The following is a 15,311-nucleotide window of genomic DNA, read 5'->3' as shown; positions in this document are numbered from 1 at the left end:
TTTTAACCGAAATGAACTCCCGATTGTAAAATGCAATTGGCATACGGTGTAGCCTCGCCTGTACGAATAACGGCCTTCACTTGCCGGGTTAACGCTTTAAACTGCTCATGGTTCTGGCTATCATCTATGATCTGTGAATCAAATTTCTCATTCAGGTACGCAAGTGTCTGCGGATTCCCTTCATGGATTTCACTAGCGATGATCACTTTCTCAATGACCATGTCTTCCGCAATGATGTCCAGCACTTCACGAAAGCTTGGTGTACCAAGTTTGAGTGCCAGATCAATCTTCGGCACACCATCCGGAACGGGCAAGCCCGCATCCGCAATGGCAATTTGATCCGTGTGACCCAGATCAGACAAGATTTTAGAGATGTGACTATTCAAGATGCCGTTTCTTTTCATTACAAGCTCTCCTCTACTTCGTCCCTGGTTGGCATACCGCCCTGTGCACCAAACTTGGTTACGGATAACGATGCCGCCCGATTGGCAAAACGCACACTGACCTGAATCGACTTACCCTCAGCCAGAGCGACTGCAAATGCTGCATTAAATGTATCGCCAGCTCCGGTTGTATCTACAGCTTCAACTTTATAGGTTGGCACAAGTACCTCTTCATTACCGTCATAATATCGAACACCCTTACTGCCTTCCGTAATGAATAATTTGTTTGGATGTTGACGTAGCGCTTCCGCAGGCTTCATGCCTTTGAACAAAATTTCGGCCTCATGCTCATTAGGTGTAATATAAGATGCATTGTCGATCACCTCTTGTGGAACCGCACGGGCAGGAGCCGGATTGAGCAGTAAGGGTGTCTTGTATTTGGCACATAATTGGCTGACATGAATCACCGTTTCTTCTGGAATCTCTTGCTGGATCAGCACAATATCCGCGTTACGAATCGCTTCAGCAGCTTCATCCACATAAGCAGGTGTCACTTCGCGATTAGCCGCTTCGACCACCACAATGCTATTATCTCCCTCTGCCAAGATGATATGAGCTGTACCACTCTCTGAATGTGTAACCGGTTTCATATTGCTTGTATTTACACGATTTGCTTTAAAGTTTTCTAAAATGTCTGTACCGAATGTATCATCTCCAACACGGCCGATCATGACAACCTCGGCTCCCAAACGAGCTGCCGCCACAGCTTGGTTGGCGCCTTTCCCGCCGGGTACTGTCTTAAAACTTTCACCAAGCACGGTTTCTCCCGCGCCCGGTCTTCTGGAGGATGTCACAACCAAGTCCATTGAACTGCTACCAATAACACAAATGTTAGCCATCGTTTCTCACCTTTCTCGTTGTTCCCCGTTCAATGAAAGACACGGGCAACTGTATGTTTTTATTCTCCATCTTATTTTGCTCTACTAACTGAATAAGTAATCCTGCTGCTTCTCTGCCCATTTCATATGCTGGCTGCCTGATCGTAGACAATGCCGGTGACAACAATCCACTCATTGGAATATCGTCAAACCCAATAACCTGTACATCATTCGGGACGTTCCTCCCAATCCGATAAGCTTCATGCAAAACCGCCATTGCGGCGATGTCATTACTGGCAATAACGCCGTCCGTGTCCGGAAATTTTCTGAACAGTTCCTCCGCCCATACACCTGCCTCATTAAATGAAAAAGAGGTGGTTTGAATGACCTCATGATCCAGTCCTGCTTCCCGGATGACTTCAATCGCTCCTTCAAACCGATCTTGAGCCGGCCGAATATGGGATGGTCCTTGCATAACGGTAATTCTTTTGCTGCCCCGTTTGATGATCTCTTTGGCAGCAAGCCTTCCGCCTTCTCTGCCGTCGGCATAGACCGAAGGTCGATCCAGTGAAGTTCTGTCCAGAAAGACAACGGGAATCTTCAGCTTTTCATATATCGAAGAGTGAGGGTAATTGGTGGATGAGATCACACCCACTACGTTATTCTGGATAAACGTCTGGATGTAATCCTGCTCCTTCCGTTCATCCTCATCACTGTTTCCAAATATTAAGCGGTAATCCTGCTCTTGCATCCGATCCTCCACCCCCCGCGCAAGCTGAGGGAAATAAGGATTCGCAATGTCTGGAAGCAGTAGACCAATCAGTTTCGACTTGCGTGTGTATAGTGAACGTGCCACTTCATTCGGTGAAAAGTGAAGTGCCTTGACAGCCTCTTCAACTTTCTTGCGAGTATCTGCGTGCACATAGCCCCTGTCATTAATCACTCTGGATACCGTGGCTACGGATACACCGGCCAGATTTGCTACGTCTTTAATTGTTGTCATGGAATGTTCTCCTTATGTGTAACCGGTTACAGACATAAATTATCACATTATTTTTCATTTGGCAAGCGCTCTGTTGTTGGAAATAAAATCCATACACACTTTTCTCGCGATCATCTCTGTAATTTCTCTCATCACTTCATAACAAGGTTGCCTGCTCCAATCCATTTTTCTTCCAACACAAAAGCAGGTTTTTATGATATGGTCTATAAGGCATGATTGTTTATTCTTACATACAGATGTGCACAACAAGCGAGGAGAAGATTAAGCGTGATCGAGAGAGATTCAACACTCATTAGTCCAAAGGCAACAGAACATACGCAAAGTGAAAGTACAGCACGAGAAAACAAAAATCAAGGGGAACAGGAGCATCGGAGCAAATTAAGCGATCCATTCATTGTGATGCTCGTTGCAGGCTTATGCTGCTTATTATGGGGAAGTGCCTATCCTTCCATCAAACTCGGCTATGTTGCTTTTCACATTTTACCCGAAGATATCGCTTCAAAATACGTTTTTGCCGGGTATCGATTCAGTTTGGCAGGTATATTGCTACTACTTCTATATCGCGTTGGTTTCAGACGCAAGCCCAAGCTTAGCGGACGTGAATGGGCAGGTTTGAGCATGCTCGGCGTACTGCAGACAGGACTGCAATATATGTTTTTTTATGTAGGCGTAGCCAACACCACCGGTGTCAAAGGGTCCATCATGAATGCAACAACGACGTTTTTCAGTGTTGTATTGGCCCATTTTATCTATAAAAATGATAAGCTGAGCCGTAACAAAATCATCGGCTGTGTAATCGGGTTTATTGGAGTCATTATCGTCAACTTTCATGCAGACTTGCTTACCTTTTCATTCTCTTTCACAGGAGAAGGATTTATCATTATGGCCGCTCTCGTTTTCTCGGTAACAGCCATTTACGCGAAGCGTTTAACTGGAACAATTGATGTTATGGTGATCACCGGCGTTAGTCTTCTAGTTGGCGGATTGGTGCTGACTCTGCTCGGTCTGTCACTCGGAGGTCAAGTTACTCATTTTACATGGGAATCCACACTGAATCTGGTGTATCTGGCTTTGCTGTCATCCGTGGCCTTTTGCCTGTGGAATCTGCTTCTGAAGTACAACAAAGTAGGCAAAGTATCGGTCTATAATTTCTTAATCCCCATCTTTGGTGCCCTGTTATCCGCATTGTTTCTTGGAGAAACGATCTGGGAACTAAAAAATCTTGTTGCGTTAATATTGGTATCTGTTGGCATTTATCTGGTCAACCGTGTAAACGCACTTCGAATGACAAAAAGCCGCTAATCAGCGGCTTTTGTTTATAATATCACAATATGATCATGTAAGAGGAAACATCTCCCTCTAGTTCCAATTACCTAAACCATAATATCATACTTTCTCCCACGGTAAATGTAAATAATAAGGAGTACGTGGCCCACTCCTTATCACATTAAAACAAACAAAAAACCCTGCTGTTTTTCCTTAGCAGGGTTCAAAATAAGTTAATATTAATCAGAATAGCTTTCGAGCATACAGCTTTTTTATAGGCAAGAGTACACTACATTACGCAAGCGGCGCTGCACATAATGCTCCTGGCTGTTCAACAGATGCTGTGCATACATCACTGTCAGCCCGGAATCCGGATCTATAATGGCCATACAGCCAGCCGCACCAGCCCATCCAAATTCACCGATCGGACTCAGTGATCCACTGCCTGCTGTGGAGATATGTGTACGAACGCCGAGACCATAGCCGTAACCATACATATGATCCCATGAAAAGTCTGGTCGTGTCATGTCATTCAGATGATCGGCTCTCATGAGCTCCACGGAAGCTCGGGACAAAATCCGCACGCCTTCAGGACTTGTGCCAAATCCGGTCAGTGCATTCAGGAACTTGGCGTAATCGTTCACGGTAGATAACAATCCGGCACCGCCACTATCCAGTTCTGTACCTACACGGAAACCGTTGCCGTCCATTCGTACCGCTTTATCTTGCTCTTCATCAAAAAGATATTGCGGAATCAAGCGAGATTGTTGAGCTTCATTCAGGTCAAAGGTGGTATCATGCATACCAAGTGGTTTAATGATCTCATCTTGCAAATACGTGCCGAATCGTTTGCCACTTACGACTTCGACCAGCGCACCAAGCACATCATGACACATGCTATAATTCCAGTGGGTACCCGGCTCAAACATGAGTGGTTCTTTCGCCAAAGCTCTCGCAAACTCTCGCGTTGGCAGTGTTCCATTCGTGCGTTCTACGGCTTCCTTGATACTTGGCGAATGGATATCATATGAAAAACCAGCAGTCATCGTAAATAGATCACGCACCGTTATTGGTCTTGTCGCTTTCTCATAGTACACCTCGCCATTCGGAAGTGCCTTTTTCACCTGCATTTCCTCAAATTCAGGTAAGTACTGAGAAAGCGGGTCAAGTAAAAGGATATCCCCTTTCTCAACCAGTTGCAGTGCAGCAACACAGGTCATAATCTTGGTCATGGAGTACAAATTAAAGATGGCGTTATCCCGAATTGGAGTTTTCTCCTCCAGATTCTCAAATCCATTGCGATACTGGAAAACGGTTTCGTTTTGATGCATAATAAGCACTTCTGCCCATGGAACTCTCCATGAGGTTAAACGATCAATTAATGAAGCAACCGGTTTAAAGTCCATATTTCCCCATCCTTATATGTAAAATTGTGTTGTTTGTGCCACGAAGAGCACTTAGCGAAATATACTTCTCTTCCCTACGACATATACTACTATACGACCTTTTGAACCTGTTGACTAGTTTGATTAAATGTTAATTTCGTCAGGCCAGATATTGCAATTCGAATGGCAAAAAGCCGATCCATAACTGGACCAGCTAATAACCTTAAAATCATATTCGCACGCTAATTTGGATAAGATCGTCTATTCTCAACCGATTTCATACGATTCTGGTCATCCGTTACGTGATCCTGACTAAATTCCTGCCCTGCCTCCATCTCACCATGACCGGATACGTTGCGGGAGAAATTGGTAAATTGTCTTTTGTGCTCATCCTGTTCGTGCTTCTGTTTCAAAAGTTCCTGCGGGTCTTGCTTTGTCATCGCACTAACCTCCATATTGAAATGTCTTGTACGTCTTCTCACTATATAAATCGAACTAAAAAGAATTTGCACACCAATCCAGTTCGACTTATATACAAAAGCTTTCCATACAGAAGCCCCACTTATGCAAGTAAATGTAAGTAATCCAAGTTAACACAAAGGAAAGGAGATAGGTCTAATTATGGCTCGACTTCTCTTATCTTATCCGCTGGGTGTGAACACCCCGGTGTACAAAGGTAATCCTCCCGTCGTGATACAGCAACAATCCAGTATCGCTCAAGGTGATGCCTACAACCAGTTTATTGTCTCAAGCCTTAATCATAATGGTACACATATTGATGCGCCGTGGCATTTTAATCCTCAAGGCAAAAAGATCAGTGAGATTCCGATAGATGATTTTATTTTTACACACCCCGTGGTGATTGATATTACCAAAAGTGATGATGAGTTGATCACCAAAGCTGATCTGCAGCCTTATGAGCATCAGATCGCTGGAGCTGACCTGCTGCTGATTCGCACGGGATTTGGCAGAATTCGCTCATCTGATCCTGACAGATACGCCAATCATAACCCGGGTTTATCCGCCTCGGCAGCACAGTACCTGATGATTTTCAACTCCTTGCGTGCTATTGGTATTGATATGATATCCGCTGGTGCAGCGAATCATCCAGATGAAGCCGTTGCTTTTCACCAGATTATTCTGGGTAAAGGTCGGGTCGACGGTAAGTACATTCTCGTCATTGAAGATCTGAATCTGAATCAGGATCTTTCCCATATCTCTAGGGTCTACGCGATCCCTCTGTACATTGAAGGCGTCGACAGCAGCTTTGCTACTGTTTTTACGGAAGATTAACGCTGGCTAGCGGAATGATTATGGTTTTGTGAAAAAAAGATAAGAAAAAGCGCCGACAAGAGGGCTGCTCTTATCAACGCTTGTTCTTAGTGAATGTCTTTCTTCTTGAAATTTCCGCCCTTCACTTCGGCTACATCGTAGACAACAACAAAGGCTGTAGGGTCAATCTCGTTAATGATTTCTTTGATTTTACTCTCTTCCATCCGGTTGATGACACAAGTGATTTCCTTGAACTGCTCGTTGGAGTATCCACCATATGCCTCGGTGTACGTTGCTCCGCGTCCGAGTCGATCACGAATAGTCTCCACCATGACTTCCGGTTGTGTCGTAATAATTTTGAATGTCTTCGAACCGCTCAAACCTTCTTCGACAATATGTATCACTTTAGAGGCAATGAAATAAGCGAGTCCTGACAAAATCGCACCTTGCAGACCAAATACGGTCGAAACAACGATAAATACAAACATGTTCAGGAATAGAATCAGGTCACTCGTTCCGAAGGGAAGCTTACGAGATAACAATACGGCAAGCATATCAATCCCATCAAGTGCTCCGCCGTTACGTAGTGCAAGACCCATACCAAAACCGATAATGATACCACCCACAACCGTTACCAGCAACGTGTCCCCTTTAATAATCGTGGGCACATGATGCATCAGACTGGCACTAATCGCCAGTGACGCAATACCAATGACGGAGTAAAGTGCAAAGCTTTTACCAATTTGCTTGTAACCGAGCCAGACAAACGGAATGTTTAGCAATCCAATTAGTAATCCGAGTGGCAAGCCGAACAAATTCGAGCCGACGATACTGAGACCGGTTACGCCACCATCGGATACCTGGTTTGGAATCAATATGGCCTCCAGACCATAGGCCGTGATGAATCCCCCGATAATGATGAGTAGCGCTTTGGAAAGGATTTTGAGCTGGTTCGACTTGTGTGGTTTGTGTTGATTCATTCCATTTCCCCCTTGATAAACGATAAACACGATAAATTTTAACAAACATAAAAAATAGTCTATAACAAAAATCACACATTTGGCAATAGAAGGGCAATCCAAAAGTTAGTTCAGTCTTCCGATCGCATTCTTTCTACGTTACATTATTTCCCGATAAAGGATCGATATGCCGTGATTTTAAGTTCAAGCATTTCATTCGCCGCATGAAGGGTATTCATCTGATCTTCAACGGCTTTTTTATGGTTCTCGAGCAACTTCAAACGTCCTGGAGCCGTATGCTCACCTTCTTGAAATAAAGAAGCATACTGTTTGATTATCGCAATCGGCATTTGTGTTTCTTTCAGCTTGATGACAAACTGCAGCCATTTAAGATGCGACTCATTATAGCGCCTGTCCCCACTGGAATCCCGTAAAGGTATTATGATCTGTTCCTTCTCGTAATAACGTAGTGTATGTGCACTGATGCCCAGCAGTTCAGCCACTTCTCCAATGGTATGCATGGTTGTTTTCACCTCCTCCACTTGAGTGCTTGACTTAGAGTAAACTCTAATCAGTATAATCAATTCGTGGTCATCCCACAATAATGCTTAGCATTGATCCCAGGAGGAATTCACATGAAATATACCGTTATTACCGGTGCCAGCTCAGGCATTGGATATGAAGCCGCTTTGGCTTTTGCAGCCAGAGGCAAACATCTCATTTTAGCAGCCCGCAGAACCGAAGCTTTGGATACGTTAAAAAATAAAATCGCCGAACTCAACTCGGAACTCGATGTTGTTGTTCGTACAGTGGATTTGTCCATTGCCGCAGATGTACATGCTTTCTATGAAAGCTTGAAAGGTTACTCCATTGAAACATGGATCAACAACGCAGGCTTTGGCAACTTTGCTTCGGTCGGTGAGCAAAATTTGCCTAAAATTGAGCAAATGCTTCATCTGAATATTGAAGCACTGACGATTCTCTCCACTCTGTATGTTCGGGATTATGCCAATACTCCGGGCACGCGGATCATCAACATCTCTTCAGGGGGCGGCTACACTATCGTTCCAGATGCGGTGACCTATTGTGCCACGAAGTTTTATGTCAGTGCCTTTACCGAAGGGCTAGCACAAGAACTCCAAAGCAAAGGCGCTCCAATGCAAGCCAAAGTGCTGGCACCTGCGGCCACAGAAACTGAGTTTGCTGAACGTGCCTTTGATCTGGATCAGTTCCAGTATGAAGGCCGTGTGCCCAAGTTCCATACAGCCGAGCAAATGGCTGGATTTTTACTCGATCTCTATGACAGCAAACATGTTGTAGGTATTGTGAATGTTCTAACGTATGAATTCGAACTGAAAGACCCAATCTTCCCCTATGCCGCAAGAGCTGCAAGCAAACCTGTCGATTCTAACGAATAATAGAAGTAGCCAAAAAAAGGCTGTCCTCTGGTCACACGAAGCCTGTGACCTTGGACAGCCTTTTTACTTGTACTGCACTATTATTGCTCTCTATTGTAATATCTCTATATTGCTCCGATATATAATAAAGTATTATGCCAATCGCATTTTAAAATCCTGATATCCGAATTCACGTACAACTTCGCAATCTCCATCTTTGCGTTTAACCGCAATGGCAGGAAGCGGCATGCCGTTAAACGTATTGGTTTTAACCATGGAGTAGATCGCCATGTCTTCAAATACGAGACGGTCGCCTTCTTTCAAAGGCTCATCGAATGAATAGTCGCCAATCACGTCACCAGACAGACATGTTTGACCACCTAGACGATACAGGTGAGCTTTCTCGCCCACTTCACCCGATCCAATCAATGGCGGACGATACGGCATCTCCAGAACATCTGGCATATGACAAGTTGCTGAAGTATCCAAAATGGCAATATCCATGCCATTCTTGTGGAAGTCCAGTACGGAAGTCACCAGATAACCTGCATTAAGTGCAACCGCTTCTCCCGGCTCCAGGTACACTTCCAGACCATAATCATTTTGCATCCGTTTAATGCAAGCTTCGAGTCTTGGAATGTCGTAATCTTCACGGGTAATATGGTGTCCTCCGCCGAAGTTAATCCATTCCATCTGCGGCAACCATTGTCCGAACTTCTCAACAAATGCATTCAACGTTGTTTCCAAGTCGTCCGAGTTTTGCTGGCACAGCGTGTGGAAGTGCAGTCCAGATACCCCTTCAAGCAACTCTGCACGGAAATCCTCCTGCTTCGCGCCGAAGCGTGAACCTGGAGCACACGGATCATAGATCTCGTGTCCTTCCTGAGTGGAGCATTCCGGATTCACACGCAAACCAACCTTACAGCCCGCTTGAAGTGCTTTATCCTTGAATTTTGCCAGTTGTGAAAAGGAATTAAAAATGATGTGATCACAGATCGAAACAATCTCATCCATCTCTTCCTCACGAAAAGCCGGAGCAAAGACATGATTCTCTTTGCCCATCTCTTCGTGACCAAGACGCGCTTCATACAAACCGCTCGCAGTCGCACCGCTCAAGTATTCTCCAATAAGCGGATACATCGCCGTCATGGAGAACGCCTTCTGCGCAAGCACGATTTTCGCTCCTGTACGCTGCATTACACCGTTCAGGATTTTCAAGTTTTTCTCAATCAGACCTTCGTCAACAACAAAACAGGGTGTCGGTAATTGCTCGAACCGCATGTTAGCGAACAAGCTCCGATTCTTTTGCTTTGGACTCTTCTGGCAGCTCATCCACGAGAACCGGATTGAAGTCTTCTACCCAAGGAAGTCCCCATTTGTTCAGTTCTTCCATGAATGGATCCGGGTTGAACTCTTCCACGTTGTATACGCCTGGTTTGTTCCATTTTCCTGTCATCACCATAGCCGCACCGATCATTGCCGGTACACCAGTTGTGTAAGAGATCGCTTGGGAACCAACTTCCTTATAGCACTCTTGGTGATCACAGATGTTGTACACATAATATGTTTTGTCTTGACCGTCTTTTTTACCTTTGAAGATACAACCGATGTTCGTTTTACCTACTGTACGAGGTCCGAGGGACGCCGGATCAGGCAGAACAGCTTTCAGGAATTGCAAAGGAATGATTTGTTTTCCTTCGAACTCGATCGGCTCGATGGAAGTCATGCCTACGTTTTCCAGAGCTTTCAGGTGAGTCAGATAGCTTTGGCCAAATGTCATGAAGAAACGGATACGTTTCAAGCCAGGCATGTTTTTCGCCAGAGACTCCAGCTCTTCATGGTACAACAGGTACATATCTTTTTCGCCAACTTCTTTGAAGTCGTACACACGTTTGATTTCCATCGGTTTAGTTTCGATCCATTCACCATTCTCCCAGTATCTGCCGTTCGCAGAAACTTCACGAATGTTGATCTCAGGGTTGAAGTTCGTAGCAAATGGGTAACCATGGTCGCCGCCATTGCAGTCGAGGATATCGATATATTCGATCTCGTCAAAATAGTGTTTCAATGCGTATGCGGAGAATACGCCCGTTACGCCAGGGTCAAATCCGCTACCCAGCAATGCAGTGATGCCCGCTTTTTCGAAACGCTCTTTGTAATCCCATTGCCAGCTATATTCGAATTTCGCCGTATCTTCCGGCTCATAGTTTGCTGTATCCATGTAGTTTGTTTTCGTAGCCAGGCAAGCATCCATGATCGTCAGATCCTGGTATGGCAATGCCAAGTTCATTACGATATCCGGTTGGAACTCGTTGATCAATGCAATCAGCTCTTCTACATTGTCCGCGTCCACTTGAGCTGTTGTAATTTTTGTTTTGCCGCCATCCAATTTTGCTTTCAGTTCATCACATTTGGATTTGGTACGGCTTGCGATACAGATTTCTTCAAAAACCTCGCTGTTTTGAACGCATTTGTGTACTGCTACAGAAGCTACGCCGCCGGCGCCGATGATTAGTGCTTTTCCCATTTTCTCATTCTCCTATCCCCATAATTAGGATTTTTTAGTTTTTGTTTTTTTCGTAAAATTCCAAGACGTTCGCAGTTGTATTGTTTCATTATGCAACGTCCACCCGCTCCTGATACAATAAAAAAAGCAAGGTGAAAAATGTCGCACTTTTGCGCACACCATCACACTTGCTTGTCGATATACATCATAAAAAAGACGTGAAGACTCCTTGACCAAAAAAGTCCATAAGAACCCCTTCAGCGGAAAGCTTCTTCATGTATATCAATATTGGATCAGAGTCTATATAGCAAATAATTCGCCTTTACCACTCTTATTGACCGTTTCACAAGTTGATGTGCAGATGCACTGGTTGTAAAGTAACCAACTTATAAAATTTGAGCTTTGAACTCAATCAATAAGGCAACAGAAGTTGCCAATCGGCATTTGACCCGGCTGTCCGTATGGCCTTAACTCCTTGGTAGAAGTGGTCAAAAATTATCTGCTGGAAAGCTCTAATTCATATTGATAAATCAACTTTCCAAAATCACAGGTATTACACTATCAGACGTTTCCCGAAAAATCAAGGGATATTTTAAAATTTATTTTTTATTTTTATTAGATCAGGAATCAACAGGTCGTCATAACCTCTAAAGTCATCTTCAGCGTTTCCCACTAGAGATCAATGTTTCTGCATAAATATGCCCCCTCTTTTATTCAAGTCCACTTCTCACGTAATTATAGATAAAGTCATGACTGTTATATTTTAACTTCAGCCTCTATCCTTCTGTATTGATTTAATCGATATATTTTCCTAATGAAGCCATACTTTTTCGAAAAAACGTTTCTCCATTTGTCTATATAGTTCTCTAATGGTGGTTTACGAATAATTCAAACAATTTACAGGGATGTAATCCAAAGAGCATCAAAGCATGCACTGTGTCTATAAAGTACAAATTTTAAATCGAAATAAGGTGCATATTAATAAACTATTATTGGATATTCATTCACACAATTAATTTGCACAATGAGTAAATTTGCACATTGGGCAAATTGTTGTTATGATTATTTTCACAAAAGAGATACTGTGGATATTTTCCTTTAATCCATCTTAAGGAGGTGAACGCATAGGCGGTATAAATTATGAAACGAACGTTGCGACACTTAAAAAAAGAAGCCACGGAGAAAGCCCTTGCCGGAGTTGCTTTTAATCTGACACTGGAGCATGGACTAGATGGATTTACGGTAGAAGATATCGTGCGACAGGTCGGATGCTCTCGTAGAACATTTGCCAACTACTTTACGTGCAAGGAAGAAGCTGTTGCGCTTGGAGCTCTATCTGTACCAAATACAGCCGAGCTTGAACATCTGATCACAGAGATTCCGGATCATGCCTCACTGCTGGAAATTATGTATGAACTGGTTAAAATGCAACTCACGTCCGAATTGATTGGCAGACTGCATCAACTTGTCATCTTGTCCCGAACCTATCCCGTGCTTGAACCTCACTATTTGGCAGCGATGCACAGACTGCAAACTCAGGCGCAGGAAACCCTGCTCGACCTGTCGAACGGCCAAAACGACGAAATCTATACTTACTTGTTGATCAGCGCTATTTATGGCACCGTGTTGCCCTTAATTGAAGGAAGACTGAACGTACTGTTGCCCGGTAAGCAAATCCCCGCAGGCTCAGGTTCAGATGCAGTCCCGTTTGAGCAGTTTATGGAAACGGTGTTTGATCATTTGCGAAAAGGATTTTAAGCTCCTTCTTTTATCGTCTTTTAATCATAATCCACCATTAGAATTGTCATACTTATAATAGAAGGAGTGTAAAAAAGAGAAATGTCTACCTTATTATATAAAATAGGAAAAACTGCTTTTCGCAAGCCGGGATATTTTATTATTGGCTGGGTGATCATTCTGGGGATCGTCATCTCCATGATCAGTATCAACGGCGTGCACATCAGCTCGGAAATGAAAATTGAAGGAACAGAATCACAGAAAGTTTTGGATCAGCTTGCAAAAGAACTGCCTGCCGCCTCTGGCGGTCAAGGAAGCGTTGTGTTCAAAGCGCCGGACAACGAGCGGCTGGATACACCTGAACGTACCGCTGCCATTATGAAAGGTGTCAGCGAAGTATACGGGCTGGACAAAGTGATTAATCCAGCCGACTATGCAGCTGCGCAAGGGAACAGCTCAGGGGCATCTGCGGACGCGGCTCAATTGATGAACTTGGCCCAATCGGCCACAGCCTCGCCGCCTCCATACGGACCATTCATGGTGAACAACGTTCCCGTACCAGGTTTGTTAATCTCATCGGATGGTAGCACAGCACTGTTTCAGTTCCAATTCACGATTGAACAGTCTGCTATTACGCAAGATGTGTTTGATTCTGTTATTCAATCGGTCATGAAGGTTGAAGAAGGCACACAGATTAAGGTATTGCCTGGTGAAACGCTTAAATCCGTATCCATCGGGGTTGGTTCCGCCGAAATTGTAGGGCTGGTTATCGCGGTCATCGTACTGCTCATTACCCTTGGTTCCGTTGTTGCAGCAGGCCTGCCGCTGATCACAGCCCTTCTTGGTGTCGCTATTGGGGTTGGGGGAGCATTCTCGATCTCCAAATTTGTTGATATGCCAAGTGTGACATCCGTTTTGGCTCTAATGGTAGGTTTGGCTGTCGGCATCGACTATGCACTTTTCATCGTCAATCGTCAGCGCCGGATGATTATTGACGGGCGCCTAAGCGCACAGGAAGCTACAGCGCGGGCAATTGGCACATCAGGCAGTGCTGTATTTTTTGCCGGCTTAACCGTCATTATTGCCCTCTGCGGTATGCTCGTCATCGGACTCACTTTCTTGTCCACGATGGCACTCGTCGCAGCGGCAACGGTACTGATCAACGTATTCGTTGCATTAACCTTACTGCCAGCCTTGCTCGGCCTTGTTGGTGAACGAATCTGCTCGAAGAAAGCTCGTGCGAAAGCTACCAACTCATCAGAAGCGTCAAGCCATGGCGTGGCTAACAGATGGGTCAAATTCGTTATTAAACATCGCTGGGCGACCGTTATTGCGATTATCCTTGTCCTTGGTTTTGCTGCTACCCCGATTACTAAAATGGAAATGGGCATTCCGGGAGCTTCCTCAGCAAACCTGGATACGGATGCAAGACAGAGCTATGATGCCATTTCGAAAGGTTTTGGTGAAGGCTTTAACGGGCCGCTAATCCTGGTGGCCGAACCACGTAATGCCTCTGCCAAAATGACACCAGAGCTTCTGGGTGGACTCGCCATGGAGTTGCAGGGTCAGAATAACGTGGCTCAAGTCTCTCCTTTAGGGATGACGGAGGATTTGGCTATTTTCAGTCTCATTCCCAAGACAGGTCCTAACGATCAATTGACCAAGACGTTGGTTAACGACCTGCGGTCAGCAGACTCTAATATGGCTAAGACCTATGACGTCAAACTTGGTGTAACCGGACTTACCGCCGTAAATATTGATATGTCCGCCAAGCTGGCTCAGGTTTTCCCGATCTATGTAGGTATCATCATTCTACTTTCATTGATCATCTTGTTGCTTGTGTTCCGTTCGATCATCGTTCCGATCAAAGCAACGATTGGTTTCCTGCTTAGCATTCTAGCCACATTCGGTATGACAACCGCAGTGTTCCAATGGGGCTGGTTGCACTCCCTCTTTGGTTTCGATACAGGCGGCCCGTTGCTCAGCTTCATGCCTATAATCGTAACCGGGATTCTCTACGGTCTTGCCATGGATTATCAGGTATTCTTGGTTAGCTCGATGCGCGAATCCTATGTTCATGGTCATCGTGGAACGGAATCCGTTATACATGGTTATAATCAGGTTAGTCGAGTCGTTGTTGCCGCTGCGGTTATCATGGTTTCCGTATTCGCTGGTTTTATCTTTACTGATGATGTCATGATTAAACAGATCGGCTTCACACTCGCGGTAGGTATTTTAGTTGATGCTTTTATCATTCGCATGGCTCTGGTTCCGGCCATTATGGCGATGTTTGGCGATAAAGCTTGGTCTCTTCCGAAATGGCTGGATCGCATCCTGCCTAATCTCGATGTGGAAGGTGAAAAGCTGATTGCTTCCCTCAATGCCCAAAACGAAGTTATGTCGAAGTCAGCTTCCAAGTCATAACGGATTTTCAATAATATATCTTCAACAAAAGACCTCCTCAGCTCATGAGGAGGTCTTTACATTAAGCCTATTATCTAACACAAAACTATCTAACCCAAACA

The 15,311-nt window shown here is 44.6% G+C and carries 14 protein-coding genes; 5 read left to right on the top strand and 9 right to left on the bottom strand.

What is annotated here, in order from left to right; all coding sequences use genetic code 11:
* Positions 1 to 2: 2 nt before the first annotated feature.
* The 3 genes from rbsD to MHI38_RS01520 are packed head-to-tail and all read right to left on the bottom strand — an operon-like array spanning position 3 to position 2,264.
* Complete coding sequence (gene rbsD / locus MHI38_RS01530) at positions 3 to 404, bottom strand: D-ribose pyranase (protein ID WP_154889159.1); 402 nt, start codon at positions 402 to 404, stop codon at positions 3 to 5.
* A complete protein-coding gene (gene rbsK, locus MHI38_RS01525) occupies positions 404 to 1,282 on the bottom strand; it encodes a ribokinase (protein WP_154889162.1) in 879 nt (292 codons plus the stop codon). Before rbsK ends, rbsD begins: the two co-directional genes overlap by 1 nt.
* On the bottom strand, positions 1,275 to 2,264 hold the full coding sequence (locus MHI38_RS01520) for a LacI family DNA-binding transcriptional regulator (RefSeq protein ID WP_154889163.1): 990 nt from the start codon (positions 2,262 to 2,264) through the stop codon (positions 1,275 to 1,277). The genes rbsK and MHI38_RS01520 overlap by 8 nt, the downstream gene beginning before the upstream one ends.
* Positions 2,265 to 2,531: 267 nt before the next feature.
* Between MHI38_RS01520 and MHI38_RS01515 the strand changes: the two genes are divergently transcribed.
* Entirely contained in the window at positions 2,532 to 3,566 is a 1,035-nt protein-coding gene (locus tag MHI38_RS01515; protein ID WP_261769270.1) for a DMT family transporter, read from the top strand.
* 236 nt (positions 3,567 to 3,802) lie between these two features.
* On the opposite strand, the gene MHI38_RS01510 is transcribed toward MHI38_RS01515, so the two are convergent.
* Together MHI38_RS01510 and MHI38_RS01505 are read right to left on the bottom strand one after the other, a co-directional pair.
* Entirely contained in the window at positions 3,803 to 4,936 is a 1,134-nt protein-coding gene (locus MHI38_RS01510; protein ID WP_154889165.1) for a serine hydrolase domain-containing protein, read from the bottom strand.
* A 221-nt stretch (positions 4,937 to 5,157) separates the two neighbouring features.
* Entirely contained in the window at positions 5,158 to 5,355 is a 198-nt protein-coding gene (locus tag MHI38_RS01505) for a hypothetical protein (protein WP_145330658.1), read from the bottom strand.
* A gap of 181 nt (positions 5,356 to 5,536) precedes the next feature.
* Here MHI38_RS01505 and MHI38_RS01500 point away from each other — a divergent pair, with 181 nt between their 5' ends.
* Positions 5,537 to 6,208, top strand: coding sequence for a cyclase family protein (locus tag MHI38_RS01500; protein WP_341180865.1), 672 nt, complete (start codon positions 5,537 to 5,539; stop codon positions 6,206 to 6,208).
* A gap of 86 nt (positions 6,209 to 6,294) precedes the next feature.
* Here MHI38_RS01500 and MHI38_RS01495 read toward each other — a convergent pair whose 3' ends face one another.
* Positions 6,295 to 7,167 (bottom strand): YitT family protein, encoded by an 873-nt coding sequence (locus tag MHI38_RS01495; protein ID WP_154889169.1) that lies wholly within the window; start codon positions 7,165 to 7,167, stop codon positions 6,295 to 6,297.
* A gap of 143 nt (positions 7,168 to 7,310) precedes the next feature.
* Positions 7,311 to 7,667 carry a MerR family transcriptional regulator gene (locus tag MHI38_RS01490; RefSeq protein ID WP_154889171.1) on the bottom strand — a complete coding sequence of 119 codons (357 nt, stop codon included), beginning with the start codon at positions 7,665 to 7,667 and terminating at the stop codon, positions 7,311 to 7,313.
* Between the two features lie 114 nt (positions 7,668 to 7,781).
* On the opposite strand from MHI38_RS01490, the gene MHI38_RS01485 reads away from it, so the two are divergent.
* Positions 7,782 to 8,564 (top strand): SDR family NAD(P)-dependent oxidoreductase, encoded by a 783-nt coding sequence (locus MHI38_RS01485; protein ID WP_341180864.1) that lies wholly within the window; start codon positions 7,782 to 7,784, stop codon positions 8,562 to 8,564.
* Between the two features lie 132 nt (positions 8,565 to 8,696).
* Here the strand turns inward: MHI38_RS01485 and nspC are convergent, their stop codons facing one another.
* Positions 8,697 to 9,824 (bottom strand): carboxynorspermidine decarboxylase, encoded by a 1,128-nt coding sequence (gene nspC, locus MHI38_RS01480; protein WP_154889175.1) that lies wholly within the window; start codon positions 9,822 to 9,824, stop codon positions 8,697 to 8,699.
* Between the two features lies 1 nt (position 9,825).
* Complete coding sequence (locus tag MHI38_RS01475; protein ID WP_154889177.1) at positions 9,826 to 11,070, bottom strand: saccharopine dehydrogenase family protein; 1,245 nt, start codon at positions 11,068 to 11,070, stop codon at positions 9,826 to 9,828.
* A 1,119-nt stretch (positions 11,071 to 12,189) separates the two neighbouring features.
* Here MHI38_RS01475 and MHI38_RS01470 point away from each other — a divergent pair.
* Both MHI38_RS01470 and MHI38_RS01465 read left to right on the top strand, forming a co-directional pair.
* Entirely contained in the window at positions 12,190 to 12,807 is a 618-nt protein-coding gene (locus MHI38_RS01470; RefSeq protein ID WP_341180863.1) for a TetR/AcrR family transcriptional regulator, read from the top strand.
* Between the two features lie 81 nt (positions 12,808 to 12,888).
* The gene (locus tag MHI38_RS01465; RefSeq protein ID WP_341180862.1) at positions 12,889 to 15,210 is read left to right on the top strand and encodes an MMPL family transporter; all 2,322 of its coding nucleotides are present in this window, start codon (positions 12,889 to 12,891) and stop codon (positions 15,208 to 15,210) included.
* Positions 15,211 to 15,311: the final 101 nt, after the last annotated feature.

The sequence above is a fragment of the Paenibacillus sp. FSL K6-1558 genome (assembly GCF_038002565.1).
GTDB lineage: Bacteria > Bacillota > Bacilli > Paenibacillales > Paenibacillaceae > Paenibacillus > Paenibacillus polysaccharolyticus.
The sequence above is the reverse complement of the archived record's forward strand: the minus strand, read 5'-3'. Positions and strand labels throughout refer to the sequence as shown.

What these genes read in the sequence shown, in the direction of transcription:
- MHI38_RS01470 (WP_341180863.1), top strand. Translation starts at nt 12,190, where the DNA reads ATGAAACGAACGTTGCGACACTTAAAAAAAGAAGCCACGGAGAAAGCC.
- MHI38_RS01485 (WP_341180864.1), top strand. Translation starts at nt 7,782, where the DNA reads ATGAAATATACCGTTATTACCGGTGCCAGCTCAGGCATTGGATATGAA.
- MHI38_RS01510 (WP_154889165.1), bottom strand. Translation starts at nt 4,936, where the DNA reads ATGGACTTTAAACCGGTTGCTTCATTAATTGATCGTTTAACCTCATGG.
- MHI38_RS01520 (WP_154889163.1), bottom strand. Translation starts at nt 2,264, where the DNA reads ATGACAACAATTAAAGACGTAGCAAATCTGGCCGGTGTATCCGTAGCC.
- MHI38_RS01475 (WP_154889177.1), bottom strand. Translation starts at nt 11,070, where the DNA reads ATGGGAAAAGCACTAATCATCGGCGCCGGCGGCGTAGCTTCTGTAGCA.
- MHI38_RS01490 (WP_154889171.1), bottom strand. Translation starts at nt 7,667, where the DNA reads ATGCATACCATTGGAGAAGTGGCTGAACTGCTGGGCATCAGTGCACAT.
- MHI38_RS01495 (WP_154889169.1), bottom strand. Translation starts at nt 7,167, where the DNA reads ATGAATCAACACAAACCACACAAGTCGAACCAGCTCAAAATCCTTTCC.
- rbsK (WP_154889162.1), bottom strand. Translation starts at nt 1,282, where the DNA reads ATGGCTAACATTTGTGTTATTGGTAGCAGTTCAATGGACTTGGTTGTG.
- MHI38_RS01465 (WP_341180862.1), top strand. Translation starts at nt 12,889, where the DNA reads ATGTCTACCTTATTATATAAAATAGGAAAAACTGCTTTTCGCAAGCCG.
- MHI38_RS01500 (WP_341180865.1), top strand. Translation starts at nt 5,537, where the DNA reads ATGGCTCGACTTCTCTTATCTTATCCGCTGGGTGTGAACACCCCGGTG.
- nspC (WP_154889175.1), bottom strand. Translation starts at nt 9,824, where the DNA reads ATGCGGTTCGAGCAATTACCGACACCCTGTTTTGTTGTTGACGAAGGT.
- MHI38_RS01505 (WP_145330658.1), bottom strand. Translation starts at nt 5,355, where the DNA reads ATGACAAAGCAAGACCCGCAGGAACTTTTGAAACAGAAGCACGAACAG.
- rbsD (WP_154889159.1), bottom strand. Translation starts at nt 404, where the DNA reads ATGAAAAGAAACGGCATCTTGAATAGTCACATCTCTAAAATCTTGTCT.